Genomic DNA, 25,147 nt, shown 5'->3' on the forward strand with positions numbered 1-25,147 from the left:
ATCCCGCCGGACCCGTTGACCGGACGCGCGCCGGACGGGATGCTCGACCCGGGGGGACGAGATGGGGCGGCGCAGTCCATTGGTGACGCTCGCGGCAACGGCCGTGGGCCTCGTCGTCCTGCTCGCGGTCAACAGCACGGTCACCGGCAACACCGACCTCACCCAGACCGGTGGCGCAACCCCGACACCGACCGCGACAACTACGGCTCCTGCGGCCACGCCATCGACCACCCCATCGACCCCGTCGACGACCCCGCCGCAGACCGCGACACCGCCCACGCAACCGACAGCCGTCTACGTGGGCAGGACGACGGGGCGCGAGGCCACGGTCGCCATCGCCGTGAAGAACGGCCGGGCCGTCGCCTACGTGTGCGACGGCCGTCGCCTCGAGGCCTGGCTGACCGGACCGTTCCGTGACAACCAGGTCGTCCTGCGATCGCGCACAGGCGAGCGCCTCGTTGCCGCCATCGGCGCGAAGAGTGCCACCGGCTCTCTGACGCTCCACGGCCGCACGCTGCGGTTCGCGATCAGCGTGGCCGGTCCACCCGCCGGGCTGTACCGATCGGCGAGCAAGAGCAGGACGATCGGATGGATCGTGCTGCCGGACGGCAGTCAGGTGGGAGTCGACAACGACGGCACGCCGGCCCCGGCACCGCGGCTCGACCGGGAGCGCGGCGTCGCAAGTGTCGGCGGCGTACGCGTGACGGCACAGCCGATCACCGGCGACGAGACATTCTGAGGAGCGGATGTGACGACGACGCCGGTGCACCAGGTCAGCAGGGTCGGGATCCCACTCGCGGCCGGTGCCGCGGCTGCGGTCGCACTCGGCGTCTACGGCCGCCTCCACGATCCCACCGGCGTCGCGATCGACATCGCGGGCTTCTCGAGCTTCCAGGCTGTGAAGACCTGGCTGGCGACCCTCGCTCTCGTACTCGGCGTGCTGCAGGTCGTCTCAGCAATCGCCCTCTACAGAGGCCGCGCCTGGCTGGCTCCGGTGCACCGTTGGTCAGGCCGCGCCGCCGTTGCGGTCACCCTCCCGGTCGTCGCGCATTGCCTGTACGCGTTGGGATTCCAGTACGGCGAACCACGCGTACTGATCCACTCGCTGCTCGGCTGCTTCTTCTACGGCGCCTTCGTCGTCAAGATGCTGACCCTCACCCGCAGGGACGCGCCGTCATGGCTGCTGCCCGTCGTCGGCGGGGCAGTATTCACCGGCCTGATCGGGCTGTGGCTCACCTCGGCGCTGTGGTTCTTCACCACGTTCGGCGTCATCCGTTGAAAGGACCCGCTGTGGACGCACCCAGCCGCCGTACCATCCTGACCGGAGCCGCCGCCGGGCTGGCGACTGTGGCCGGCTGCGCGAAGTACGGTGAGCCGAAGCCCACCCCGCAGCCCGCGCCGGCCGATACGGTGCTCGGCAAGACTGAGGACATCCCGGTCGGCGGCGGGCAGATCTTCGCGCCGCAGCAGGTCGTGGTCACCCAGCCGGTCCAGGGCACGTTCAAGGCGTTCAGCTCGATCTGCACCCACCAGAGCTGCCCGGTCGCCAGCGTTGCCAGCGGCACGATCAACTGCGACTGCCACGGCAGCAAGTACTCGATCAAGGACGGTTCAGTCGTCAACGGACCGGCGCCGCGCCCGCTTCCGCCGAAGCAGATCAAGATCTCCGGTGACGCGATCACGCTGACCTGAAGGGCGGCGAGACGTGTAATAGGTACTGGGAGGCTTGATGGAGGACGGTCCCGGCGCCAAGCGACCGCGCAGGCGACCCGCGGCGGTCATCATCGCTGCCCTGGTCGTCACGCTGGTGTCCGCTGTGCTCGGCGCCATCGCGGTCGGCCGACTCGACGGCGGTCCGCGGTCCGGGCCCGGGCAGAACGCCGTACCCCTGGCACCTGCCACGAGGCTGCCTTCGACGACGGCGGGTACGCCGGACACCGTGAGCCCGTCTGCACCGGCGGCGACCCCGGCGCCGCCGCCGACGACCGAGTTCAGGTTTCAGCCTCTCTGGCCGTTCCGGTCGGTGGCGGAGGCCGCGGCCTGGCAACGGTCGTATCGCGAGAGTGGCGGGCAGCCGTGGCATCTGGACGCCGAGGAGACGGCGCTCAATTTCACGCGAGGCTTCCTCGGGTTCACCGAGATCGACCGGGTGGTGTCGCGGTCGGCCCGAGGTGACGACGCCTACATCGGCGTCGGCTACCAGGCCGAGGGCCGCTCGAGCGTCGCAGCCGTCATCCATTTGGCGAAGATCGGACGTGGATCGGACGCACCGTGGGAGGTGGTCGGCACAGCGGATACATCGCTCACAGTGGAGCGGCCGCGGTACGCCGCCCGCGTCACGTCACCGATCACTGTCGGCGGGCGGATCAGCGGGGTGGACGAGTCGATCCGGGTTCAGATACGGCAGCCGTCGTCGGAGGAGCCGATCGGCACCTACTGCTGCCGGCCCGGCGGCGGTGAGAAGCAGTCGTGGTCCGCACAAGTGACCTTCCGCGGGGCGGTGGATCCGGCCCTGACCGTCGTGGCCTCGACAGGCGGGCATGTGAGGGAGATCGAGCAGTTCGCGATCACAGGGGTACGCCGGGGTTGACCGCCGGCCCGTGGTTCGCCGTACCGGGATCTGACTGTGGCCGCGCCGTGGGAGAGGATAGACCTATGAGTGCACCGGAGACCGCTGATCGTTCGTACACGCCCGATGCCGAAGTGGTGGAGCTCTGCAGTGAGCTGATCCGGATCGACACCACGAACTACGGGAACGGCAAGAGCAACGGGGAGCGGGTTGCGGCCGAGTACGTCGCGGCGAAGCTGGACGAGGTCGGGATCGAGTCGACGATCTACGAGTCGGAGCCGGGGCGGGCGACGCTGGTCGCGCACTGGGACGGCGAGGACCAGAGTGCGGACCCGCTGCTCGTGCACGGGCACCTGGACGTCGTGCCGGCCGATCCGAAGGACTGGAAGGTCGACCCGTTCGCGGGGGAGATCTTCGACGGGTGCGTGTGGGGTCGCGGCGCGGTCGACATGAAGGACTTCGACGCGATGGTGCTGTCGGTCGTGCGCGCGCGGCAGCGCGCCGGCGTGAAGCCGCGGCGTCCGGTCCGGCTGGTGTTCACCGCCGACGAGGAGGCCGGCGGCGTGTACGGCGCCCAGTGGCTGATCAACAACCACCCGGACACCGTTGCCGACTGCACCGAAGGCATCGGCGAGGTCGGCGGGTTCTCGATCACCGTCAAGGACGACCTGCGGCTGTACCTGATCGAGACGGCCGAGAAGGGCATGAACTGGATGCGGCTCAAGGCCCGCGGTACGGCGGGACACGGGTCGATGGTCAACACCGACAACGCCGTGACGAACCTGGTCGAGGCGGTCACGCGGATCGGTTCGCACGAGTGGCCGCTGCGCGTCACGCCGACCGTCCGCGAGTTCCTGAAGACGCTCGAGGACGTGCTCGAGGTCGAGCTCGACCCGGAGGACATGACGACGACGCTGGCGAAGCTGGGCAGCTTCAGCCGGATGTTCGGCGCCACGATCCGCAACACCGCGAACCCGACGATGCTGAACGCCGGCTACAAGGTGAACGTGATCCCCGGCGACGCCGAGGCGCACATCGACGGGCGGTTCCTGCCCGGGTACGAGGACGAGTTCTACGCGACCATCGACGAGCTGCTCGGCGACAAGGTGCAGCGCGAGACCGTCGTCACGGACATCGCGCTGGAGACCGAGTTCAGCGGTGGTCTGGTCGAAGCGATGAAGGCGTGCGTGCAGGCCGAGGACCCGCAGAGCCGGTTCGCGCCGCTGCTGATGTCGGGCGGCACCGACGCCAAGTCCTGGAGCCGGCTGGGCGTGCGGTGCTTCGGCTTCGTACCGCTGCAGCTGCCGCCGGACCTGGACTTCATGGGCATGTTCCACGGCATCGACGAGCGGGTGCCGACCTCGGCCCTCGAGTTCGGGTCGCGGGTCCTGGATCGTTTCCTCGATCAGGCCTGACGCCGGCCGGCCGATTCACCCCTCCAGATGAGTCGGCCGGTGGGTCACCTGTTCGATGTCCTCGGCCGCCTCCAGCACAAGCCGGTGCGAGAGTTCGGACAGCGCCCGCGCCGTAGCCAGCTCGTCGCCGATCTGCGGGACCTCACGGTCGTTCGGATGGCGGTACGCCGTACCTCGCGCCGAGAGCTGCTCGCCCGCATGGGTCCGCAGCCGGGCCTCCGCCCGGGTCGTCCGCTCGTCCTCCTCCTCGTCGATCACGATGTCGACCGTCCATTGCCGCATCGTTGACATTCCACTCACCTTCGTCCACTGAGTTCCTACTCCGAGCGTCGTACGCCGGCGCGCGAAGTGCTAGTGCCGGAATCGGATCGGTGAAAATCGACTGGCTGCTCGATCAGGCCTGACGGATGATCCTCGGCACGGTCAGCAGGCCGGAGTTGAGGTAGTTGGCGGCGTGTTCGATGTGCTGGAGGTCGAACCGCCGCCCGTAGCGCGCGGTCACGTCTGCAGCCGCTTCGAGCAAGTGGTGATCGGCGGAGAGCGCGTTCGCAGCGGTGTTGTGTACGACGATCCGCAGCTCGTTCACGCCCGGTCGCGCGGCGGCTGTGAGGTCGACCTGGTACGGCGGTGCCCAGAGCGAACCGCAGTGGGTGTCGTTGAGCCATATATCGGCGGCGACACCAACGGGCGGGGTGATGAGCACGCGATAGGAGTTGCTCGGGAGGTAGGACTCGCTGTCGGGTGCGACCGGTTCCCCCGGGCCGAAGTCCAACAGCAAGCAGTCGGTGGTGTCCGGGAGTTCGATCTCGGTGCGGTACGTCGCGGAGCCGGAGTACGTCGTCAGCGCCGGGTCGTCCTCCCAGCGGTGCGGCAACGTGATCGGGCGACTGTCATTGCCAAAGGCAACCGACCAGCCGGTCTGAAGCGCGTGGACCTGTTGGGCCGGAGCGGCCGCGTCAGCTGCGGGCGTGGTGGTCGGGATCAGGACCGCTGACTCGTAGGGGTGGAGGGTGATGGTCCCGGTGACTGCAATGTCGTCAGAGAGCGCCCTCCAGTGTTCCAGCGGCTGGTCGAAGGTGAGAGTGCGAATCTCCGGTCCGGTGTTGGCGACGAAGTAGAAGTCGCCGTCGTCGAGGCGCCGGTGGACCACTCCGACGTCCTGCTGGGGAGTGAGCGGCGGGCGCGGAAGGTGGTCGGCGAGGGTGCTGACGTCGGTGATCACCTTTCCACCGGCCGCGACGACAGCATCCAGCCAACGCTGGGTTTCCGGTGGCGTGGCCGTTCCTTCGGTTACGACGACCAGCTGTGCGTCAGCGGGATCGAGTACCTCGAGCGCGTCGTCGTCGATCAGGTCGAAGTCCAGTCCGGCTTCCCGGATCATGCGGGGAGCGCTCTCTGGGATCAGCCGTCGGGCAACGCGGTAGAGATTGAGCGGCTCGGCGTGCCCCGTGCGTACGGCGGCGTACGCGTCGGATGCCGGAATGTAGATCTTCACCGGCCGGACAGGCGTTCCCTGCTGGAGCAGCCAGGAGAGACGGTGGAGGGAACGGAAGAGAGCGGTTGCCGACGGCCACCAAGGGTTCCGGTCGTCGAGTGCGCCCGCGGCGTAGAAGATCCACCCGAGCCCGGGCCCGTCGGTCGGAGAGTAGGGCCAGCCGTGGCCGATGAGCTGGTTGACGCCCGAGGGGAAGTGCTCGTGAGCCTCGCCCTGGAGATCCAGTGGCGTCGCGCGGAACGAGGGGGAGTGGACCCACGTCCACACCTCGGCGGACACGACCGAGCGGCCGTAGAGGTTCGCGGCCGACGACGCCCAGCGGGTCTCGGGGATCCGCGTCCACCCCCAGCCTTCGCCTTCGAACAGGTCGGCGTGCCGATAGCTGCTCATCGTCGCCGGCGGCTCACCGTAGCTCTGGATCCGGAACGGTACGCCGTATCCGGCCGCCCACTGCTGGAACACCTTCAGGAAGTTGTCCTCGTACAGCTCCGACAGCGTCCGCCCGAAGTCGATCCGCAGTTGCCGCGAGCCCTCGGTGTCCACGAGCAGCTCGAAGAGCCGCGGCCGCAGCTCGTACCCGCGCCGCTTCACGAACTCGTCGAAGATCCCCGGCGTCCAGTCCCCGCCGTACACCTCGAGGCTGTCGCAGAACACGGACCCGAGGAGCTCCGGCGTGGCCGCGAGCAGCAAGGGTTCGGCGACCTGCCTGATGTGTACCTGAGCGGCGGCTGCCGAGTAATGGTCGAGCGTCAGTCCCTCGGCTCCCACGGCGGTCCGTTTCACCTGCTGCCCGGTCACGCGGGACGTCGCGATCAGTACCTCGCGCGGCTGACCGCCGGCCGGTACGTGGATGATCCCGTCGCTCGCCGGCACCTCGACGTACGACGACGGCGCCCCGGCCGGCCCGTCGCCGACGTACGCCGCGACGAACTCGTCACCGGGCCAGCCGGCCACGATCGGTACGTCGTACGCCGCGGCACCGATCTCGCGGCGGTCCCAGTGCAACTGCCGTGCCGCGTACTCGGGCCCGACGTGCGCACCGCCGTACGACCACCCGCTTCCGAGTGTCACGTCGAACCGCAACCCGAGCCGTCGCGCCGTCCGCGCCGCGTGCCCGACCAGTTCGAGGAACTCGGGCGACCCGAACTGCGCCGTCACCGGTCCCATCGGATAGACGAACGCGACCTCGGCGCCGCCGAGCCCGGCGGCGGCCATGGCTTCCAGCTCGCGGTCGATTTCGTCTCGCTCGATGGATGGTCCGAACCACCACCAGCGCATCATCGGCCGCCCCTCGGGCGGCGGGTTCCGGAACTGTCGTCGTACGTCGTCGACGGTCGCCATGCTCTTCACCCCACAGTGACCGGCGACCCGCGGTCAACGGCGATGACCAGTACCGGACAGATCGTTCTGAGATTACGAGAGGTTGAGGGTGGCGCGGAGGTGCGGGAGGTGGGTGATCAGAGGCTTGGGCGGGGTGGGGGTGGTGACCACGGAGAGGGTGAGGCGGTAGTGGAAGGGGGCGGGAGTGAGGTGTTCGCCGGGGCGGAGTTCGGTGGCCAGGGCGCTGCGGGGGACCAGGGCCAGGTGGGACCGGCGGCGAGCCATGGCGACGGTCGTGCTCAGGGTGACGCCGCGGCGCGGGACGGCGCCTTGGGCGGCCAGGCGGGAGTGGATCTCCTCCGAGCCGCGGTCGTACGTGGAAAACGCGATCTGGCGGTCTTTCAGCGGTCGGCGGCCGCGGCCGGGTGGGCGGGCGCCGGGTGGTACGAACAGGACGAGTTCGTCCCGGCCGACGCGCCGTGCTGCGGTGCCGCGGGGGAGCGTCATCTGGTCCGCGATGGCGATGAACGCGGCGTCCATGGTGCCCTCGGCGACGCGTTCCACCAGGAAGTGACCGTGGTCGACCTGCTGCTGGATCTCCAGGTCGGGAAGGTCGGCGTCGAGGACCGGGAACAGGATCGGCGCGAGGCTGGCGAACGTGCCGATCACGAGGCGCTGCGTGACGGCGGCCGCGCGCGTGGCGTCGTACACCTCCTCGAGGTGGCCGAGGATGTGGTCGGCGCGGCGGCTGAGTTCGGCGCCGGCCGCGGTGGGGCGGGCGCCGCGGGTGTCGCGCTCGAACAGTTGGGTGCCGCAGAGGCGTTCGAGCCGGGCGAGGCGTTGGGACGCCGAGGGCTGGGAGATGCGGAGCTCGCGGGCCGCGGTACCGACGGCACCGGTCCGGGCGACGGCTTGGACCAGTCGCAGGTCCTCGACCGAGGGTAATGAGACCATAGGCTGAGCCTATGGCAAGCGGGCAAGCCGTGCCGGCTACCTGCGGCCGCGGGAAACGCCAAGAATTCAAGGTGTGAAGGCGAGATCCGAGGCGTTGGCGTTGCTGGCGGGAGGCGGTACGGCGGACTTCGCGTTCCGGATCTCCCAGGTCGCGCTGCCGCTGGTGATCCTCCGGGAAACGGGATCGGTGGCGGCGACCGGACTCGTTGCGGGTGCAGCAGGGGTGCCCGTGCTCTTGTCGCCGTGGTGGGCGCGCAGGGCTCGGCAGTGGGTGGACTCGGGGCCGCGGCTCGCCGGCGTCGCGCTGGTGTCCGCGATCGCGTTGGCGTCAGTGCCGGCGGCGGCCGGGTTGGGAATCTTGTCTCCGGAGCTCCTGATCATGAGCGGGTTGCTGCTCGGCTGCGGCGACGCGCTGTCGAACCCGGGACGATCGGCACTGCTCGCCGACACCGGCGACCGATGGGGTGCCGGTCGGGCGGTGCAGTTGCTGACCTGGCAAGACGGACTACGACGCGTGGGGATGCTCATCGGTCCGTCTGTCGGTGCTTTGGCGGTGTCGACCGGGTTGACGAGTGGGTTGCTGTGGGTCGAGGCCGCGACTGTTGCCGGCGCCGGGTTGCTTGCGTGCAGTGTGCGGGCCGAGCATGCCCCCGAAGGGGTGGTGACGCCGTCGATCCGGGGGAGCCTGCGTGGTCGGCCCGAGGTCGCGTACGGCTGGGTCGTCCGGGGAACGGGGTGCGTTACCTGGTTCGCGTTCACGTTGGGGTTGTCGGTGCTGGGGGAAGAGCGCGGGCAGCCGGGGATCTACCTGGCGGCGGGAATGACCGGGTACGGCGTCGGGTCGCTCGTCGGGACTGCCGTGTCGTTGGCAGTGGTACGGCGTACCCGGCCAGTGGTGACCGCCTCGATGGCGTGGGCCTGGAGCGGGTTGTGCTGGGTCGGAATGGGCGTCTGGACGACACCGCCCGTGGTCGCCGTGATGGGTGCGCTCTCGGGGGTGACCGTGGTGATCGGGATCGCGGCGATCTCCGTTCTCATCACCCGGTCGTCGGCGGGAGCCGAGCGACGCGCGTTGCTCTCCGGGCAGAGCGTCGTCGTGAACGCCGGGAGCGCGGCCGGGATGCTCGTCGGAGGACCGATCATCGGGGCGGTCGGAGCCGAGCTCGCGCTGATCGGGGCGGGACTCGTCACCGCGGCTGTCGCCATGCTGGTCCTGGTCCGGTGTCAGACTGCGACTCATGCCAGAGATCACGACCTTGGCCGAGCGGCCTGAGTACCAGGAGCGGATGTACGAGTTCGCCGACGCGTGGCCGGCGTTCATGCACAACGACCCGATCGGCAACGCGTTCATGAGTCAGGTCCCCGTGCACTTCCCTGACCAGTGCGTGGTCGCGACCGAGCACGGCGACCTGGTCGCGCACGGCCGGAGCGTCCCGTTCGTGTTCCCGGACGAGAACCGCACCGAGCTTCCGGCCGGCGGCTGGGATCGCGTGCTGCACTGGGGTTTCCAGGACCTCCGCAACGACCGTACGCCGAACGTCTCGAGCGCCCTGGAGATCCTCATCCGGCCGTCGCATCTCGGCCGCGGCCTCTCCCACGCCATGCTCGCCGCGATGCGCCAGGCCGTGAAAGCGAAAGGCCACACCGCGCTCTACGCCCCGGTCCGTCCGAACGGCAAGACCGACGCACACCAGCCGATGACGGAGTACGTCGAGCAACTCCGGCCCGACGGTCTACCGCAGGACCCGTGGCTGCGCGTCCACGTGAAGGCCGGCGCCACGATCGTCCAGGTCGCCCCACGCTCGATGGTGATCGCGGGCAGCCTGGACGAGTGGCGCAGCTGGACCGGCCTCCCGTTCGACACCACCGGCGACGTCGTCGTACCCAAGGCTCTCGTCCCTGTCCACGTAGACGTCGAGCACAACCACGCGGTCTACGTAGAACCCAACGTCTGGGTCCGCCACGACCTCTGAACACGCGCTCTACCGCGCGAGACGCCCCATGAGAGCGGCAGCCGCGCAGATGCCGGCGACGGCGGCGACGACGAGTACGGCGAAGTCGAGGAGGTAGTTGGTGGGTTGGCCGATCAGGAGACCGCGGAGTGCGCTCACCTCGTAGGTCAGGGGATTGGCATGGCTCAGCACCTTCAGCCAGCCCGGCATGATCGCGATCGGATACAGCGCGCTCGACGCGAAGAACAGTGGCATCGTGATCGCCTGGCCGATGCCCATCAGGCGGTCGCGGCGCAGGACCAGGCCGGCGATCGTCATCGAGAGGCAGGAGAAGAACGCCGCGCCGAGGACCACGACCGCGAGAACGGCGAGCAACTTCAGCGGATTCCACGTGAGACTGACGCCGAGCAGAGCGGCGACGACGAGGACGACGATCACCTGGGTGATCGTGCGGACGCCGGCCGCGAACGCCTTCCCGGCGACGATGGCCGAACGCGGTGACGGAGTGACCAGGAGCTTCGTGAGAATGCCCGCGTCGCGTTCCCAGATGATCTGGATCCCGTAGAAGATCGCGACGAACAACGCCGACTGCGCGATGATCCCGGGCGCGAGATAGTCCAGGTACGGGACGTCGCCGGTCGGGATCGCGTGGATCCGGCTGAACGTCTGGCCGAAGATCACCAGCCACAACACCGGCTGGATCGCTCGCGTGATCAGCTCGGTCCGGTCGTGCCGGAGCTTCTGCAGCTCGATGAGGCAGAACGTTCCGATCCGGGAGAACAGCCGGAGCACGGCTCGCGGCCGCGAATCAACCCATGCGCTGGGCGGTGCGGCGGGTGCCACGGACATCGCGCAGACCTCCCTTCGCCTGACCTTCGAGGCTCTCGCCGGTGTGGTGCCGGAACACGTCCTCGAGGCTGGCGTCCGGACCGAGCTCGGCCTTCAACTCGTTCGGCGTACCGACGGCGCGGAGTCGGCCCAGGTGCATCAACGCCACCCGGTCGCACAGGATGTCGGCCTCCTCCATGTAGTGCGTGGTCAGCAGCACGGTCATCCCGTACCGCTCCTGCATCTCCTGCACCCGCGCCCACACCGAGTCCCGCGCCACCGGGTCGAGCCCGACCGTCGGCTCGTCCAGCACGAGCAGCGCGGGCCGGTTGACCAGCGCCTGTGCGAGTTCGAGCCGCCGCACCATGCCGCCGGAGTACGTCGACGCGAGCCGGTCGGCCGCATCGGTGAGGTCGACGATCTCCAGGACCTCGGCCACCCGCGCGGCCCGTTCACGCCGCGGTACGTCGAACAGCCGTGCGAACCAGGAAACGTTCTCTCGTCCGGAGAGCGCTCCCTCGATGGACAGCTGTTGCGGGACGTACCCGAGCAGGCGCCGTACGGACATCGCCTTGGCGCGGACGTCGAGGCCGAAGACGCGGACCGTGCCGGTCTGGGGTGGGTAGAGCGTGTTCAACACGCGCAATGTCGTCGTCTTGCCGGCGCCGTTGGGACCGAGGAGGCCGAAGCATTCGCCGGGGGAGACAGTCAGGTCGAGGTCGTCGACTGCAACGTGGTCGCCGAACCGATGACTCAGCCCGGTGACCTCAACCGCGGGCGGGGATTCTGCACTCATGCGCGAACCTTCCGTTGCTGGTCTTCCAAGGGGTGCAGGCGTTCGGCCAGTACGGCGAGAACGGGCAGCGCCGATCGCAACGCCTCACGGTCGTCCGTCGTCAGATCGTCGAGCGTCCGGGTGACCAGCGCCGTACGCCGATCGCGCCAGGCCTCGACCTGTTCGCGGGCCGGCTCCGTGAGCGTCAACCGGGCGACCCTGCGATCGGACTCGTCGGGAGTGCGCTGCAGCAGCCCGCGCTCGGTGAGCTGGCCGACCAGGGTCGACACCGTGTTCGCGACCAGGCCGAGTTCGGCGGCGGCCTCGGCGACCGAGATGCCCGGATTGCGACGGACGGTCCGGACGAGCTCGGCCTGGGAGTCGGTGAGTGCGGACAGCGGGAACGGCCGCCCGACGGATCGGCGCAGGTGCCGCCGCACCAGTCCGATGGCCGCCAGCAGCTCCTCGGCAAGAACCTCGGTCACACGCTCAAGAATACCTCTGTTGCAGAGATATTGCGCCGGTAGAAAGGCCCAGAACTTCTGGGCCGCTGACGTCAGGCCAGGATCAGAGGGTCCGCATCACGCGGATGATGCGGCGGCGCAACCACACGCGTCGTGAACCGTCGGGATAGCGACGCAGACGGGCCAGCTCCCACCCGCCGTACTCCGCGTGCTCGGTGAGCAGCTTGCGCACCGCACCGCGGGACTCCGTCCTGGACACCTCGAACTGCTGCAGCTCGTACTCGGCCATCCACACCTCATCCCAACAAAATCAACAGCGTCACCTTCAGGAAACATCCTCCAGTGCCGCCGCGATGGCGGGCGGCAATGTGAGCTCCTCCACACCCAGCACAGACTTCAGTTGCAGTGCCGTCCGGGCCCCGACGATGGCCGCCGACACTCCCGGCCGGTCCCGCACCCAGGTCAGTGCGACCTCGAGCGGGGTCCAGCCGAGCCCGTCGGCGGCTCGTGCGACCGCTTCCACGATGCCCGAAGCCCGCGCGTCGAGGTAGGGGTCGACGAATCTCGACAGATGTTGAGACGCCGCCCGGGAGTCCGCGGGGATGCCCGTGCGGTACTTCCCGGTCAACACACCGCGGCCGAGCGGCGACCATGCGAGGACCCCGATGCCGAGGCCGGCGGCCGCGCGGATCGCGTCCAGTTCGGCGTCCCGGGCAAGCAGCGAGTACTCGACCTGGTTGGACACCGGGACCGCGCGGCCCGGCCAGGCCTGCTGCCAGGTGACGGCGCGGGCCGCCTTCCAGCCGGCGTAGTTCGAGATGCCGACGTACCGCACCTTGCCGGAGCTAACGGCGTGGTCGAGCGCCGAGAGAGTCTCCTCCAGCGGCACGTCGTCGGACCAGGTGTGCAGCTGCCAGAGGTCGATGTGGTCGACGTTCATCCGGCGCAGCGAGCCCTCGAGATCGCGCAGCAGCGCGCCGCGGGAGGTGTCGGTGATCCGCTCGCCGCGGCGGACGCTGAACCCGGCCTTGGTCGCGATGACCAGGTCGTCGCGGTCCACCACGTCGCCGATCAGCGACCCGATCAGCTGCTCGCTGTCGCCGTCGCCGTACGCCGCGGCGGTGTCGATGAGCGTGCCGCCGGCGGACACGAACGCGGCGAGCTGCTCGCGGGCCTCGTGCTCGTCGGTGTCCCGGCCCCACGACATGGTGCCCAGCCCGAGTCGGCTCACCGCCAGTCCACTGTGACCGAGATAGCGCTGCTGCATGGACCGAGCCTATTGCGGGCCACCGACAACGGCTCGCTAGGCTCGCCAGTCATGCGACTCGGACTCAACATCGGCTTCGTCTACGGCGGCGACGACCATCTGGACCACCTGAGGCTGGTGAAGGAGGCCGAGGCGCTCGGTTTCTCGGTCACCTGGGCCGCGGAGGCGTACGGCTCCGACGCGGCGACGCTGCTCAGCTGGATCGCCGCCCAGACCACCACCATCGACGTCGGCGCGGCGGTCTTCCAGATCCCGGCCCGGACGCCGGCGATGACGGCGATGACGGCGGCCACCCTGGACCGGCTGTCGAACGGCCGGTTCCGGCTCGGTCTCGGCGTGTCCGGGCCACAGGTCTCGGAGGGGTGGCACGGAGTGCGGTTCTCTCAGCCTCTGCTCAGGACCCGTGAGTACGTTGACATCGTGAACGCGGCCCTGCGGCGCGAGACGGTGGCGTACGAGGGCAAGTACTTCACCCTGCCGCTGCCCGACGGACCGGGCAAGGCGCTGAAACTGACCGTGCGGCCGATCCGCGACCACGTGCCGGTGTACCTGGCCGCGGTCGGCCCGAAGAACCTCGAGCTGGCCGGTGAGATCGCCGACGGCTGGCTCGGGATCCTCAACGACCCAGGCTTCCTTGGAGAGCAGTTGAACCACATCAAGACGGGCCGTGCCGTCCGTCAGCAGGACCTCGACGGTTTCGACGTCGTCGTCACCACCCCGCTGATGACCGGTGACGACATCCAGGCGGCGGCCGACCCGGTCCGTGGGTACGCCGCCTTGTACATCGGCGGCATGGGTAGCCGGGAGAAGAACTTCTACAACGCGCTCGCGGTCCGGATGGGCTACGCCGAGGAGGCGAAGGAGATCCAGGACCTGTACCTGGACAAGAAGCACCGCGAGGCGATGGCCGCCGTACCGTTCGGGTTCCTGGACTCGATCTCGCTGCTCGGTGACAAGGCGCGGATGGCGGACAAGCTGACGGCGTACGCCGAGGCCGGGGCGACGACGGTCGCGCTGACGCCGTTCGCGTCGACCGTCGAGCAGCGGATCGCCGACCTGCGGACCGCCGCCGAGGCTCTGGAGCTGTCCGGAGTCGGCAACTGATGACGATCTGGGACTCCATCATCCTCGGCATCGTCGAGGGCCTCACCGAATTCCTGCCGGTCTCCAGCACCGGGCACCTGACGATCGTGTCGAAGATGCTCGGGCTCAAGATCGACGACCCGTCGATCACCGGGTTCACCGCGGTGATCCAGATCGGGGCGATCGCGGCGGTGGTGCTGTACTTCTGGAAGGACATCCGGCGGATCGCGATCGCCTGGGTCCGCGGGCTCGCGAAACCGGAGTACCGCGGCGAGTTCGACCACCGGATGGGCTGGTACGTGATCGTCGGCTCGCTGCCGATCGTGATCGTCGGCTTCCTGGCGCGGGACCTGATCTCCGGGCCGCTGCGCAGCCTGTGGTGGGTGGCCGGTGCGCTGATCGGGTGGTCGTTCTTCATGGTCGCCGCCGAGCGGCTGGGCTCGAAGGCGCGCCCGCTCACCCGCATCACGCTCGTCGACGCGATCGTGATGGGCGTGGTGCAGTGCCTCGCGCTGATCCCCGGCGTGTCCCGGTCCGGTGCGACGATCTCGGCCGGCCTGTTCCGCGGGCTCGACCGGGTCGCCGCCACCCGGATCGCGTTCCTGCTGGGCATTCCGGCCCTGGTCGGGGCGGGCATCTACGAGTTGAAGGACGCGCTCAACGGCGACGTCGGCGTCGTACCGCTGCTCGTCGGCACGGTGGTCAGCTTCGTGGTCGCGTACGCGTCGGTCGCCTGGCTGCTGCGCTTCGTCGCCAAGCACTCCACCGAGGTCTTCGCCTTCTACCGCGTCCTGCTCGGCATCGTCCTCGTCATCCTGCTGGCAACGAGCACGATCACCGCGACCTAGGCCCTGTCTGGCAATCCAGCGCCTACTGCGGGGCACTCGGCACGGCACCTCGCCGCACGGGTGCAAAGGCCACGATGCTCCGCATCGAGACCTTCGCCCCCGCACGCCGATGCACCGCACCGAGCACCTCCTCGCTACGGCGCTGGATCACCAGACAGGACCTAGAGCCAGCCGACCTTGCGGAAGAAGCGGTACATGGTGACGCAGACCAGGGCCATCAGCAGCAGAACGGCGTAGTACCCGAAGTGCCAGCGGAGCTCCGGCATGTTGTCGAAGTTCATGCCGTAGATGCCGGCCAGCATGGTCGGTACGGCGGCGATCGCGACCCAGGCGGAGATCTTGCGCATGTCGTCGTTCTGCTGGACCGAGACGCGGGCGAGGTGCGCGTTCAGGGCCGACGTGAGCAGGGTGTCGATCGCCTCGGCCTGGTCGGACACCCGGCTGAGGTGGTCGGCGACGTCGCGGAAGAACGGGCTCGCCTTCGGGCCGATCCCGGCCATCCCGTGCGCGAACTGCTCCATCGGCTCCCGCAGCGGATCGATCGCGCGGCGCATCTCCAGCACCTCGCGCTTCAGCCGGTAGATCCGCTCCGCGTCGCTGGTCCGCTCGGGGGAGAACACCGACGACTCGATCTCGTCGACGTCGATCTCGACCTGCTCCGCGACCCGCTCGTAGTCGTCCACGATCGCGTCCGAGATCGCCCAGAGCACGGCCGACGGGCCGTGCCCGAGCATCGAGGCGCGGGCCTCGAGTTCGTGCCGGGTGGTGGCGAGTCCGCCGCCTTCCCCGTGCCGCACGGTCACGACGTACCGCGGTCCGACGAAGGCCGTCACCTGACCCGTCTCGACGGCGTCGCCCTCGTCGACGTACCAGAGTGTCCGCAGTACGACGAGGAGCGTGTCGCCGAACCGTTCCACCTTGGGTCGCTGGTGGAGCTGCAGCGCGTCCTCGATAGCCAGATCATGCAGACCGAACAGGTCCTGCACCCGCTCCATCTCGGCATCCGACGGCTCGTGCAGACCGATCCAGCCGAAGCTGTCGGCGCGCTCGTCGATGGCCTGGGCAACCGTCTCGGGATCCTTGGGCAGGTCCTGCCGCTCCCCGGCGGCGTACACCCCGCAGTCCACGATCACACCCCCATCATGACACCGCGACTTGCGGGGACGAGATAACGTGCACTGCATGCCCACCGTGATTCTGGTTCGCCACGGTCGTAGTTCCGCGAACACGTCCGGCACGCTGGCGGGTCGTACGCCGGGCGTGAAGCTGGACGACACCGGCGTACAGCAGGCCGCGGCGGTCGCGGAGCGGCTCGCCGAGCTGCCGCTGGCCGCGATCGTCACCTCACCGCTCGAACGCTGCAAGCAGACCGCCGCCGCGATCGCCAAGCAGCATGACGGGTTGCGTCCGGCAACGGATCGCCGGCTGACGGAGTGCGGGTACGGCGACTGGACCGGGCAGAAGATCGCCACGCTGGCGAAGGACCCGCTGTGGTCCGTCGTGCAGCAGCACCCGTCGGCCGTCACGTTCCCGAACGGCGAGTCGATGCGGGCGATGCAGCAGCGCGGTGTCGACGCCGTCCGGGCGCACGACGCGCTCCTCGCGAAAAGCCACGGGCCGAATGCGATCTGGGTCGCGGTCTCGCACGGCGACGTGATCAAGGCGATCGTCGCGGACGCGCTCGGTCAGCACCTGGACACGTTCCAGCGGATCGTCGTGGACACCGCGTCGACGACGATCATCACCTACACCGCGACCCGCCCGTTCCTGGTCCGGCTGAACGACTCCGGCAGCGAACTGGCGTCGCTGATCCCTAAGCCGTCAGCGAAAGGCAAGCCCAAGAAGCAGTCCTCGGACGCGGTCGTCGGCGGACGTTAGTAGGGTCATAGGTATGGCGCGAGTTGTGCATTCCTTCGACGACCCCGAGCGGTTCGTCGCCGGCACCGTGGGGGAACCCGGTGCGAGGACGTTCTTCCTCCAGGCCCGGGCCGGGCACCGGCTGACGTCGGTGGCGTGCGAGAAGGAACAGGTGATGGCGCTCGCGGAGCGGCTCGACGTGATGCTGGACGAGGTCGCGCGGCGCTTCGACCGCGAGCCGGTCACGCAGACCGCGAGTGACGACACCGCACCGCTGGAGCAGCCGATCGAGGAGGAGTTCCGGGCCGGCACCATGACGCTGGCGTGGGAGGCCGACGCCGAGCGGGTGGTGATCGAGGTGTTCGCGGTCGTCACCGGCGAGCAGGCCGACCTGGAGGAGACCGACCCGGTCACCGCCGCGATGGAGTCCGACGACGCCGAGGTGTTCATCGTCCGGATCACCGAGGAGCAGGCCCGTGCGTTCGCCCGGCGGGCGGTCGCGCTGGTCGCGTCCGGACGCCCGAGCTGCCCGTTCTGCGGCCGGCCGATCGACGCCGACGGCCACATCTGCCCGCGGGCGAACGGCTACCGCAGGCACCTGCCGGAATGACGGTCAACCCCGAGCTCCTCGCTCTAGGGGAGCTGTCGCTGCACGGTCGCCTGGTCGCCGCGTCGAACGGTACGTACCAGGGCTCGGTCAGCCTGGACGGCGAGACCGCCACCGTCGTCTACAAGCCGATCGAGGGGGAGCGGCCGCTGTGGGACTTCCCCGACGGCACGCTCGCCCAGCGGGAGTTCGCGGCGTACGTCGTGTCCGAGGCGCTCGGCTGGTCGGTCGTACCGCCGACGCTGCTGCGCGACGGGCCGCTCGGCGAAGGCATGGTCCAGTTGTGGATCGACGAGGCCGAACTCGGCCCGGGGGAGACCGAGCTGGTCGACATCGTGCCGCAGGGCCGCGTGCCCGACGGCTGGGTCGGTGTCCTGGACGCGCTCGACGGCCGCCACAACCCGGTCACGCTCGTGCACGCCGACAACGACGCGTTGCGGCGGATGGCCGTGTTCGACGCCGTGGTCAACAACGCCGACCGCAAGGGCGGCCACGTGCTGAACCCGGGCGACGGCCGGGTGTACGGCGTGGACCACGGCGTCACGTTCAACGCCGACGACAAGCTCCGTACGGTCCTGTGGGGCTGGGCCGGTGAACCCATCCCGCCCGGCCTGCTGGACGACGTACGGCGGCTTGCGGATCAACTGGCTGGTGGCCTCGGGCAACAACTGTGCGAGCTCGTCACGGCCGTCGAGCTGACCGCGACCCGGGAACGCTGCTCGACCCTGCTGAAGACCGGCACCTTCCCGTACCCGAGCGACGACTGGCCCGCGATTCCCTGGCCGGCGTTCTAGGCTTTCGGCTGCTGCACGCCGACGTTGCCGACCCGGCCCAGTTCGTCGAAGTCGACGACGATCGTGCTGCCGTTCGGCGCCGTACCGCGGATCGAGTCCTGGCCCTCGTCGTACTGCAGGCCGAAATAGTGGAAGTAGCCGCGGACGACCTGCCGGTGATCGGCGGGGAACACGCTGATCGCGGTCATCAGCAGGCGCGGCGTGGCGATCGCGTCGAACCCGGCCTGCGGCAGTTGCTCGTCGGCAACGTGCAGGTACACGTGCCCGCGGCCCTCGTTGATCGCGGTCGACCAGACGCCACGGCCGCCGAGGACGGAGCCGGCGGTGATCGCGAGCGTGATCGCCGCCTGGGCCGGCTGCTCGAAGCCGCTCAGATCCGGGCTCTCGGTGGTGAACTCGCCGATGCCGTGCCGCTCGCCGAACTCACGGATCGCGAGCGTCGGGGCGACCGCGGGCGCGTCCGGCCCGAAGCCCGGGTTCGCCCAGCCCCACAGCCAGGTCCGGTCGAGTTCGGAGAAGCTGCCGAGCAGCGAGATCCCGTGGAGTACGCCGCGCTCACCGCCGAGCGTCCGCGCGTCGAGGTCGGCCTGCAGCGAGTCCGGTCCGACCACCTCGTTGAACAGGTCCTGTTGCTGAATCGCGGCCGCCGCGATCCAGGCGCCGTACGACTGGAGCTCGGGGCTGAAGTCTGTACTCATCGCTCGCGAGGCTATCCGCCGGCGGGGTGCACGCCGAGCTCCGGACCAAAGAGTGGAACCGTGTCGCGTCATTGAAAATCGGACTGGCATAAGCTCCGACACATGCAGGCGTGGACTCAACCAGACATCCCGGTCGTACCCGGGCCCGCCCGGCGGCTACGCCTCTACGACACCGCCTCGCGCGGCCTGGTCGAGGTGCCGCCGACCGACGGCGGGACCGCCCGCATGTACGTCTGCGGCATCACGCCGTACGACGCCACCCACATGGGCCATGCCGCGACGTACGTCACGTTCGACCTGATCAACCGCCTCTGGCGCGACGCCGGGTACGACGTCTCGTACACCCAGAACATCACCGACGTCGACGACCCGCTGCTGGAGCGCGCGGCCGAGACCGGCGTCGAGTGGACCGACCTCGCGGCGCGGGAGATCCAGCTGTTCCGCGACGACATGACCGCCCTGCGGGTGATTCCACCGCAGCACTACATCGGCGTGGTCGAGTCGATCGACCTGGTCGCGAGCGCGGTCGAGGACCTGCGCCGCGCCGGCGCGGTCTACTCCGTCGACGGTGACCTGTACTTCGCCGTGAAGGCCGACCCGGCGTTCGGCGGCGTGTCGAACTACGACCGCGACACGATGCGCGAGCTGTTCGCGGAGCGCGGTGGCGACCCGGACCGCGAGGGCAAACAGGACCCGCTGGACAGCCTCCTGTGGCGGCACGAGCGGCCGGGGGAGCCGGCCTGGGACTCGGCGCTCGGGCGCGGCCGGCCGGGGTGGCACGTCGAGTGCTCGGCGATCGCGCTGAAGTACCTCGGGATGTCGTTCGACGTCCAGGGCGGCGGGTCGGACCTGATCTTCCCGCACCACGAGATGTCCGCGAGCGGTGCGCAGGTCGCAACGGGTCAGCACCCGTTCGCGCGCGCCTACGTGCATCAGGCGATGGTCGGTCTCGACGGCGAGAAGATGTCGAAGTCCAAGGGCAACCTGGTGCTGGTCTCGAAGGAGCGGCTCGCGGGCGCTGACCCGATGGCGATCCGGCTCGCACTCCTCACGCACCACTACCGGACGGACTGGTTCTGGATGCCGTCCGACCTCACCGACGCGCAGGCGCGCCTCGACGTATGGCGGGGTGCGGTCGGACGCGGCTCCGGGCCGGACGGAGCGGCTGCGGTGGACGCCGTACGGGCGGCACTGACCAACGACCTGGACAGCGCGGGTGCACTGGCTGCCGTGGACGCGTGGGCCGAGGCCGAAGGTGACGACCACGCGGCCCCCGCGCTGATTGCCCAGGCCTGCGATGCACTGCTCGGCGTGAAGCTCTGACAAGACTTGGGGAGGGTTTTGTGCCCGATTCGGCACAAAAACCTCCCCAGCTTCGTGCTTCGATCAGCCGGTGACCGGGTGGTGGGTCTTGACCGGGGTCGGGACCGGCGCGGCCGGCGGGGTGTTGACCTGGGCGGGCGCCTCGTGCGGCGGCTGCGGTTGCGGCTTGGGCTTCGGCTTCGCGGCCGGCTTGGCACAGGTCGCCGACGCCAGGTTGATGACCTCGGCCCCGCCGCCCAGGTTGATGCTCAGGCCGGTGATGGTGAACGCACCGTCCGAGTGCTTGCCCTGACTGTTGACCGTGATGCTCGCCAGCGGGTTGGACGGCAAGGACGCGCTCTGCTTCGTGCTCGGCAGCTTGACGGTCTGGCCGAGGAGCGTCAGCGAGCCGATGTCGACGCCGCCGTTGTCCCCGGAGCACCAGACGTTCAGCGAGTCGATGCCGAGCAGCGACTTCGGCGGGTTCAGCAGCAGGTTGCACAGGTCCGGCAGGTTCTTCACCGGCAGGTCCTTGGTGCTCAGCTTCGGCAACGGCAGACCGAGGTCGGGCAGCGCGATGTCCGGGAGCGGCAGGTTGTCCGCGCCGGTCTTCGGCAGCGCGGAGCACTGCTGCTTCAGCTCCGGCGGGATCGTCACCTGGCTCAGGATGTCGGGACCGACCACGACGTCGAACAGCTCGACGGAGGCCGAGTCGTTGCCCGCGGTCGCCGTACCGGCCCGGACCGAGATCAGCGGGTTCTTCGGGAGCTCGAGCGCGGACGTCGTCTGCCGCTTGCCGTCCAGCGATTCGGCGTACGGCGTCTTCGGGATCGGCACCTGCCCTTCGGCGCTCACGGCGTACGCCGAGGACGGGCGGGCCGCCGCGTTACCGACGGGGGCGCTCGCGACCAGGCTGAACGTCACGACGCCCGCCACGGCCGCAGCCGTCAGCGCGGTCGGAGTCAACTGTCGTCGCATCGGATTCTCCTTATTTGCTGTCGATCAGGACGAGCGTCCCGAGCGGAACCTTCTGCAGGTGGGCGAGGGCGGTCTTCGGCACCCGGACGCAGCCCGCGCTGATCGCGGCGCCGAACACGTGCGGATTCGGCCAGCCGTGGATCGCGACCGTACCAGGTCCGCCACCGAACGTGTCCAAGGTGGGACTGTGCGCACCCAACGGCAGCACGATCGGCGACGCCGAGCGCTTATGGTCGATGATCGAGCCGAGCAGGAACGTCCGCCCCGGCGGCGTCGGCGTCTTCGTCGCGCCGACCCCGGCCTTCCAGGTGCCGAGACTCTTGTTGTTCTCGAAGAGCTCGAGCGTCCGCGAACTGGTGTGCACGCGGATCAGGTACGACGAGGTGGCCCGGTCGAGCCCTTCGTCCTGGAGCCAGCCGGTGGACCGGTTGGGCTTGGAGGGGAGCAGGACCCGGACCCAGCCGTCGGTCTGCTCCACGACCGGCAGCCAGGTCGGCCCGAACTGGGTCGGGCCGATCTTGCCGAACGCGTCCGCGTCCGGGGAGCTGTAGAGCGCGGCCTCCGCGCGCGGGTGGACGACGAGCCCGGTGGTCCCGGCGAACGGCTCGGCGTCGAGCGGCGCGGTGGTGATCGTCGTCGCGGTCGTCGAGGCGGTCAGCGTGGTGAGGTCGACGGTCTCGTGCTTCTTGTTGCCGAGGATCCCGACCGCGGCGACCACGCCGAGCAGCACGAGCACGGCCAGCGCAGGAACCGAGCTACCGCCTCGCTCGTCGCGCATCCGATTGCTCCCCGTGGTCCCGGTGACGGCACGCCGTCACCCCCCAGTAGTCCGGACGAATATAAACCCACTGGTAACAACGCGCCACACCTCGCGGGGTTACGACGCCGCGTAGTGCTCCGCGATGGCGTCGCTGGTGGTCATCCAGACGTCCGGTTGCGCGCTGATGTACTCGAGGGCCAGGTCCAGGTACTTCGCGCGGAACGCCTGCCCGATGACGAACGGGTGCAGCGCGAGCGCCATCACCCGTCCGGTGTGGGCCGACTCGTCACGCAGTACGTCGTACTGGTCCTTCACCATCTGCAGGAAGTCCGGGCCGGTGAGGCCGCGGAGGAAGATGCCCAGGTCGTTGAGCTCGACGGTGTACGGGACGCTCAGCATGCCCGGGACGTTGAGGTGGTAGGGCTGGTCGTCGTTGGTCCAGTCGAGGACGTAGCGGTAGCCGAGCTCCGACAGCATTTGCGGCGTGTTGTGGGTCTCGGTGAGGGCGGGACCCATCCAGCCCTTCGGACGCTTGCCGGTGGCGGTCTCGATGGTGTCGGTGATCTCGGTGAGGATGCGTCGTTCGTCGTCGGGCTCGTAGCCGGTGTGCAGGGTGGAGTTGGTCGAGCCGTGCGCGAGCCAGGACCAGTCCCGTTCGACGCCGGCCTTGATGATCTGCGGGTTGTGCTCGGCAACGTCCGAGTTGAGCAGCACGCTCGCGCGGACGTCGTACCGGTCGAGGATGTCGACGGTGCGCCAGATGCCGACGCGGGCGCCGTACTCGCGCCAGCCGTGGTTCAACGGGTCGGGCTTGAGGTCGAGCGGCCAGATGCTGGTGGACGGCTGGTCGGGCAGGAAGTGCTCGATGTTGAGGCCGACGTAGAAGGCGACGCGCTTGCCGTCGGGCCAGGTCAGGCGGGGTCGTTCGGGAAGCGGGCTGTAGTCGTAGAGCGTCATGATTGGACGGTAAAGTCTGACATCAGTGTCAGGTTCAAGTCCGGAGGTCTGTCGTGCGGATCGGGGAGTTGGCACGTCGCACCGGCGTGAGCGAGCGGTCGTTGCGGTACTACGAGGCGCAGGGGCTGCTCGTGTCGGAGCGGACCGCGGGTGGGCAGCGTGAGTACGCCGAGCGTGCCGTCGACCGGGTGATCCTGATCCAGGAGTTGTTCGCGGCCGGGCTGCACAGCAAGAAGATCGCGCAGCTGCTGCCGTGCATGCGGGACCCGGACGGCGGCCCGAACGAGCGGGCCACGCCGGAGCTGGTCGTCGAACTGACCGCCGAGCGGGACCGCATCGACCAGATGATCGCCGACCTGGCCACATCCCGGGCTGTCCTCGACGAGGTCATCGCCACCGCGGCCCGCGAGCTCTAGTCGCCCGGGTGGTTCTTGTTGCGGCGTTTGAGGTACCGCTCGAACTCGGCGGCGATCGCCTCGCCGGTGGCCTCCGGGAGGTCGGCGGTGTCGCGCTGCTCCTCCAGCGATTGCACATACTCCGCGACCTCGGGGTCCTCCTCGCTGAGCTCGTCCGCGCCGCGCTGCCAGGCGCGTGCGAGCTCCGGGAGGTCGCCTTCGGGGATCGCGAGGTCGAGGAGCGCCTCGATCTTGCTGAGCAAGGCCAGTGACGCCTTCGGGCACGGCGTACCCGCGATGTAGTGGGGGATCGCGGACCAGATCGACACGGCCGGTACGCCGAGGGTGGTGCACAGGTCGGCGAAGACGCCGGTGATGCCGGTGGGGCCTTCGTACGTCGACGGCTCGAGGCTCCACGCCGCGGTGAGTTCCTCGTCGGACGAGGTCGCGGAGACCGGGATCGGACGGGTGTGCGGGGAGTCCGCGAGCAGGGCGCCGAGGACGACGACGAGCTGTGCGTTCGACTCGTCGACGATCTCCAGCAGCTCCCGGGAGAACGCCCGCCAGCGCATGTTCGGCTCGACGCCGCGGATCAGCAGCACGTCGCGGCCGGTGTCGTCCGGGCGGGCCAGGTAGATCCGGGTGGTCGGCCAGGTCAGGTGCCGTCCGCCGTCCTCGTCGAGGCCGACCCGGGGACGGTTCACCTGGTAGTCGTAGTAGTCCTCGGGGTCGATCGCCGTGACGAGCTCGGCCTCCCACTCGTCGATCAGGTGGTCGACCGCTCCGGTGGCCGCCTCGGCCGCGTCGTTCCAGCCCTCGAACGCGGCGATCACGACCGGGTCCCTCAGGTTTGCGAGGTCTACCACTCGCAGGCCCCCTGTCGTCTCTGTAGCCAATCCGGTGCGGTCACCGGAAACCGGACTGCCCAGCCTACGTGCTCCGCCGTGCGCGCGTGCCTGGTTTCACCCCAGGCGGAACGTGTCGCCGCACCCGCCGCACCCTGTCCCAACCCCACCGGGGAGAATGAGCACCGAGACTTTGAGAACCCACCAACCATTTTCCGAGCGCGCAAGTGGTTGGTGGGTTCTCAAAGTGAGGTGATGAGGTAGAGGAGCTGTAGTTGCCGGCCCTGCAAGCGGTGCTGTGGGACATGGACGGGACGTTGGTCGACTCCGAGAAGGTCTGGGCGGAGGTGCAGCTCGAGCTGCTGGCCGAACTCGGCGCGACCTGGACGGTCGAGGACTGCATGACCTTGATCGGGAGCGACCTGCGCGACGCCGTACAGGTCTGGATGGCGCGGATCCCGGAAGGCGTGATCACCGCCGAGGAGCTGGCCGACCGGATGTTCTCGGCGGTGGTGGAGGCGCTCCGCAAGGAGGTGACCTTCCAGCCGGGGGCGCTCGAGCTGCTCCAGGCGCTGCGCAAGGAAGACATCCCGTGCGCGCTGGTGTCGGCGTCGTACCGGGTGATGATCGACGCGGTGCTCGAACACCTGCCGCCGGACCCGTTCGCAGTGATCGTGGCCGGTGACGAGGTGACGCTGGGCAAGCCGAACCCGGAGCCGTACCTGACCGGTGCGGCCAGGCTCGGTGTCGACCCGGCGAACTGCGTCGTGATCGAGGACTCGATGACCGGCACCCAGGCCGGGACGGCGGCCGGCATGTACGTCGTCGCCGTGCCGCAGTGGGTGTCGATCCCGGACGCGCCGCGACGGCTCGTGGTGAAGTCGCTGGAGCCGCTCACCCCGGAGTCCCTGCGCTCGCTGCTCCGTTGAGGAAGTACCGTCACTTGGTGCCCTCGGGGGCGTTGTCTTGTGGTGGGGTCGCGGG

29 protein-coding genes are annotated in these 25,147 nt (G+C 69.3%); 15 read left to right on the top strand and 14 right to left on the bottom strand.

Going from position 1 to position 25,147, the window contains the following annotated elements; translation table 11 throughout:
* Positions 1-61 precede the first annotated feature (61 nt).
* The 5 genes from EV137_RS00815 to EV137_RS00835 all read left to right on the top strand — a co-directional run bounded on the left by EV137_RS00815 (position 62) and on the right by EV137_RS00835 (position 3,984).
* The gene (locus EV137_RS00815) at positions 62-739 is read left to right on the top strand and encodes a hypothetical protein (RefSeq protein WP_166679746.1); all 678 of its coding nucleotides are present in this window, start codon (positions 62-64) and stop codon (positions 737-739) included.
* A 9-nt stretch (positions 740-748) separates the two neighbouring features.
* Positions 749-1,279 carry a DUF6529 family protein gene (locus tag EV137_RS00820; RefSeq protein ID WP_134125818.1) on the top strand — a complete coding sequence of 177 codons (531 nt, stop codon included), beginning with the start codon at positions 749-751 and terminating at the stop codon, positions 1,277-1,279.
* Between the two features lie 11 nt (positions 1,280-1,290).
* The gene (locus EV137_RS00825) at positions 1,291-1,692 is read left to right on the top strand and encodes a Rieske (2Fe-2S) protein (RefSeq protein WP_238175010.1); all 402 of its coding nucleotides are present in this window, start codon (positions 1,291-1,293) and stop codon (positions 1,690-1,692) included.
* Positions 1,693-1,729: 37 nt separating this feature from the next.
* Positions 1,730-2,590, top strand: coding sequence for a hypothetical protein (locus tag EV137_RS00830; RefSeq protein ID WP_134125822.1), 861 nt, complete (start codon positions 1,730-1,732; stop codon positions 2,588-2,590).
* A gap of 65 nt (positions 2,591-2,655) precedes the next feature.
* Positions 2,656-3,984, top strand: a complete 1,329-nt coding sequence (locus EV137_RS00835; protein WP_134125824.1) for a M20/M25/M40 family metallo-hydrolase — start codon at positions 2,656-2,658, stop codon at positions 3,982-3,984.
* Between the two features lie 15 nt (positions 3,985-3,999).
* Here EV137_RS00835 and EV137_RS00840 read toward each other — a convergent pair whose 3' ends face one another.
* From EV137_RS00840 to EV137_RS00850, 3 genes are all read right to left on the bottom strand, one after another.
* A complete protein-coding gene (locus EV137_RS00840; protein ID WP_238175011.1) occupies positions 4,000-4,275 on the bottom strand; it encodes a DUF1876 domain-containing protein in 276 nt (91 codons plus the stop codon).
* Positions 4,276-4,378: 103 nt separating this feature from the next.
* Positions 4,379-6,820 (bottom strand): glycosyl hydrolase, encoded by a 2,442-nt coding sequence (locus EV137_RS00845; RefSeq protein WP_134125826.1) that lies wholly within the window; start codon positions 6,818-6,820, stop codon positions 4,379-4,381.
* Between the two features lie 72 nt (positions 6,821-6,892).
* Positions 6,893-7,753, bottom strand: coding sequence for a LysR family transcriptional regulator (locus EV137_RS00850; RefSeq protein ID WP_134125828.1), 861 nt, complete (start codon positions 7,751-7,753; stop codon positions 6,893-6,895).
* 73 nt (positions 7,754-7,826) lie between these two features.
* On the opposite strand from EV137_RS00850, the gene EV137_RS00855 reads away from it, so the two are divergent.
* Together EV137_RS00855 and EV137_RS00860 are read left to right on the top strand one after the other, a co-directional pair.
* A complete protein-coding gene (locus EV137_RS00855; protein WP_134125830.1) occupies positions 7,827-9,026 on the top strand; it encodes an MFS transporter in 1,200 nt (399 codons plus the stop codon).
* Entirely contained in the window at positions 8,992-9,726 is a 735-nt protein-coding gene (locus tag EV137_RS00860) for an N-acetyltransferase (protein ID WP_134125832.1), read from the top strand. Before EV137_RS00855 ends, EV137_RS00860 begins: the two co-directional genes overlap by 35 nt.
* Positions 9,727-9,735: 9 nt before the next feature.
* Here the strand turns inward: EV137_RS00860 and EV137_RS00865 are convergent, their stop codons facing one another.
* The 5 genes from EV137_RS00865 to EV137_RS00885 form a co-directional block, all read right to left on the bottom strand.
* The gene (locus EV137_RS00865; protein ID WP_134004905.1) at positions 9,736-10,554 is read right to left on the bottom strand and encodes an ABC transporter permease; all 819 of its coding nucleotides are present in this window, start codon (positions 10,552-10,554) and stop codon (positions 9,736-9,738) included.
* A complete protein-coding gene (locus EV137_RS00870; protein ID WP_134125834.1) occupies positions 10,514-11,329 on the bottom strand; it encodes an ABC transporter ATP-binding protein in 816 nt (271 codons plus the stop codon). Before EV137_RS00870 ends, EV137_RS00865 begins: the two co-directional genes overlap by 41 nt.
* On the bottom strand, positions 11,326-11,793 hold the full coding sequence (locus EV137_RS00875; protein ID WP_134004901.1) for a MarR family winged helix-turn-helix transcriptional regulator: 468 nt from the start codon (positions 11,791-11,793) through the stop codon (positions 11,326-11,328). Before EV137_RS00875 ends, EV137_RS00870 begins: the two co-directional genes overlap by 4 nt.
* A gap of 82 nt (positions 11,794-11,875) precedes the next feature.
* Entirely contained in the window at positions 11,876-12,061 is a 186-nt protein-coding gene (locus EV137_RS00880; RefSeq protein WP_130385444.1) for a DUF5703 family protein, read from the bottom strand.
* 36 nt (positions 12,062-12,097) lie between these two features.
* On the bottom strand, positions 12,098-13,039 hold the full coding sequence (locus EV137_RS00885) for an aldo/keto reductase (RefSeq protein ID WP_133791412.1): 942 nt from the start codon (positions 13,037-13,039) through the stop codon (positions 12,098-12,100).
* A gap of 51 nt (positions 13,040-13,090) precedes the next feature.
* On the opposite strand from EV137_RS00885, the gene EV137_RS00890 reads away from it, so the two are divergent.
* Together EV137_RS00890 and EV137_RS00895 are read left to right on the top strand one after the other, a co-directional pair.
* The gene (locus EV137_RS00890) at positions 13,091-14,143 is read left to right on the top strand and encodes an LLM class F420-dependent oxidoreductase (RefSeq protein WP_134004899.1); all 1,053 of its coding nucleotides are present in this window, start codon (positions 13,091-13,093) and stop codon (positions 14,141-14,143) included.
* Positions 14,143-14,970 carry an undecaprenyl-diphosphate phosphatase gene (locus EV137_RS00895; protein ID WP_134004897.1) on the top strand — a complete coding sequence of 276 codons (828 nt, stop codon included), beginning with the start codon at positions 14,143-14,145 and terminating at the stop codon, positions 14,968-14,970. The genes EV137_RS00890 and EV137_RS00895 overlap by 1 nt, the downstream gene beginning before the upstream one ends.
* Before the next feature lie 161 nt (positions 14,971-15,131).
* Here the strand turns inward: EV137_RS00895 and corA are convergent, their stop codons facing one another.
* Entirely contained in the window at positions 15,132-16,103 is a 972-nt protein-coding gene (corA, locus tag EV137_RS00900; RefSeq protein WP_238175012.1) for a magnesium/cobalt transporter CorA, read from the bottom strand.
* A gap of 49 nt (positions 16,104-16,152) precedes the next feature.
* Here corA and EV137_RS00905 point away from each other — a divergent pair, with 49 nt between their 5' ends.
* The 3 genes from EV137_RS00905 to EV137_RS00915 are packed head-to-tail and all read left to right on the top strand — an operon-like array spanning position 16,153 to position 18,228.
* Positions 16,153-16,848 carry a histidine phosphatase family protein gene (locus tag EV137_RS00905; protein WP_134125838.1) on the top strand — a complete coding sequence of 232 codons (696 nt, stop codon included), beginning with the start codon at positions 16,153-16,155 and terminating at the stop codon, positions 16,846-16,848.
* Positions 16,849-16,861: 13 nt separating this feature from the next.
* On the top strand, positions 16,862-17,437 hold the full coding sequence (locus tag EV137_RS00910; RefSeq protein WP_134004891.1) for an Rv2134c family protein: 576 nt from the start codon (positions 16,862-16,864) through the stop codon (positions 17,435-17,437).
* A complete protein-coding gene (locus tag EV137_RS00915) occupies positions 17,434-18,228 on the top strand; it encodes an Rv2133c family protein (protein ID WP_134004889.1) in 795 nt (264 codons plus the stop codon). Before EV137_RS00910 ends, EV137_RS00915 begins: the two co-directional genes overlap by 4 nt.
* On the opposite strand, the gene EV137_RS00920 is transcribed toward EV137_RS00915, so the two are convergent.
* Complete coding sequence (locus EV137_RS00920) at positions 18,225-18,926, bottom strand: DUF6882 domain-containing protein (RefSeq protein ID WP_134125840.1); 702 nt, start codon at positions 18,924-18,926, stop codon at positions 18,225-18,227. The genes EV137_RS00915 and EV137_RS00920 overlap by 4 nt on opposite strands.
* Positions 18,927-19,028: 102 nt before the next feature.
* Between EV137_RS00920 and mshC the strand changes: the two genes are divergently transcribed.
* Positions 19,029-20,249 carry a cysteine--1-D-myo-inosityl 2-amino-2-deoxy-alpha-D-glucopyranoside ligase gene (mshC, locus tag EV137_RS00925; RefSeq protein WP_134004885.1) on the top strand — a complete coding sequence of 407 codons (1,221 nt, stop codon included), beginning with the start codon at positions 19,029-19,031 and terminating at the stop codon, positions 20,247-20,249.
* 63 nt (positions 20,250-20,312) lie between these two features.
* Here the strand turns inward: mshC and EV137_RS00930 are convergent, their stop codons facing one another.
* The 3 genes from EV137_RS00930 to EV137_RS00940 all read right to left on the bottom strand — a co-directional run bounded on the left by EV137_RS00930 (position 20,313) and on the right by EV137_RS00940 (position 22,923).
* On the bottom strand, positions 20,313-21,206 hold the full coding sequence (locus EV137_RS00930) for an APAP(6x)LPVTG-CTERM sorting domain-containing protein (RefSeq protein ID WP_134125842.1): 894 nt from the start codon (positions 21,204-21,206) through the stop codon (positions 20,313-20,315).
* Positions 21,207-21,216: 10 nt separating this feature from the next.
* Positions 21,217-21,984, bottom strand: a complete 768-nt coding sequence (ldtCP, locus tag EV137_RS00935; RefSeq protein WP_134004881.1) for a protein-sorting L,D-transpeptidase LdtCP — start codon at positions 21,982-21,984, stop codon at positions 21,217-21,219.
* Between the two features lie 99 nt (positions 21,985-22,083).
* On the bottom strand, positions 22,084-22,923 hold the full coding sequence (locus EV137_RS00940; RefSeq protein ID WP_134125844.1) for a polysaccharide deacetylase family protein: 840 nt from the start codon (positions 22,921-22,923) through the stop codon (positions 22,084-22,086).
* Between the two features lie 53 nt (positions 22,924-22,976).
* Here EV137_RS00940 and EV137_RS00945 point away from each other — a divergent pair, with 53 nt between their 5' ends.
* On the top strand, positions 22,977-23,339 hold the full coding sequence (locus tag EV137_RS00945) for a MerR family transcriptional regulator (protein ID WP_134125846.1): 363 nt from the start codon (positions 22,977-22,979) through the stop codon (positions 23,337-23,339).
* On the opposite strand, the gene EV137_RS00950 is transcribed toward EV137_RS00945, so the two are convergent.
* A complete protein-coding gene (locus EV137_RS00950) occupies positions 23,336-24,184 on the bottom strand; it encodes a PAC2 family protein (RefSeq protein WP_134004875.1) in 849 nt (282 codons plus the stop codon). The two genes, EV137_RS00945 and EV137_RS00950, sit on opposite strands and share 4 nt — an antisense overlap.
* A 254-nt stretch (positions 24,185-24,438) precedes the next feature.
* Between EV137_RS00950 and EV137_RS00955 the strand changes: the two genes are divergently transcribed.
* Positions 24,439-25,092 carry an HAD family hydrolase gene (locus tag EV137_RS00955; RefSeq protein ID WP_238175013.1) on the top strand — a complete coding sequence of 218 codons (654 nt, stop codon included), beginning with the start codon at positions 24,439-24,441 and terminating at the stop codon, positions 25,090-25,092.
* The last annotated feature ends 55 nt before the right edge of the window (positions 25,093-25,147 follow it).

Origin of the sequence: Kribbella pratensis, assembly GCF_004366075.1 — a bacterium.
Taxonomy (GTDB): domain Bacteria; phylum Actinomycetota; class Actinomycetes; order Propionibacteriales; family Kribbellaceae; genus Kribbella; species Kribbella pratensis.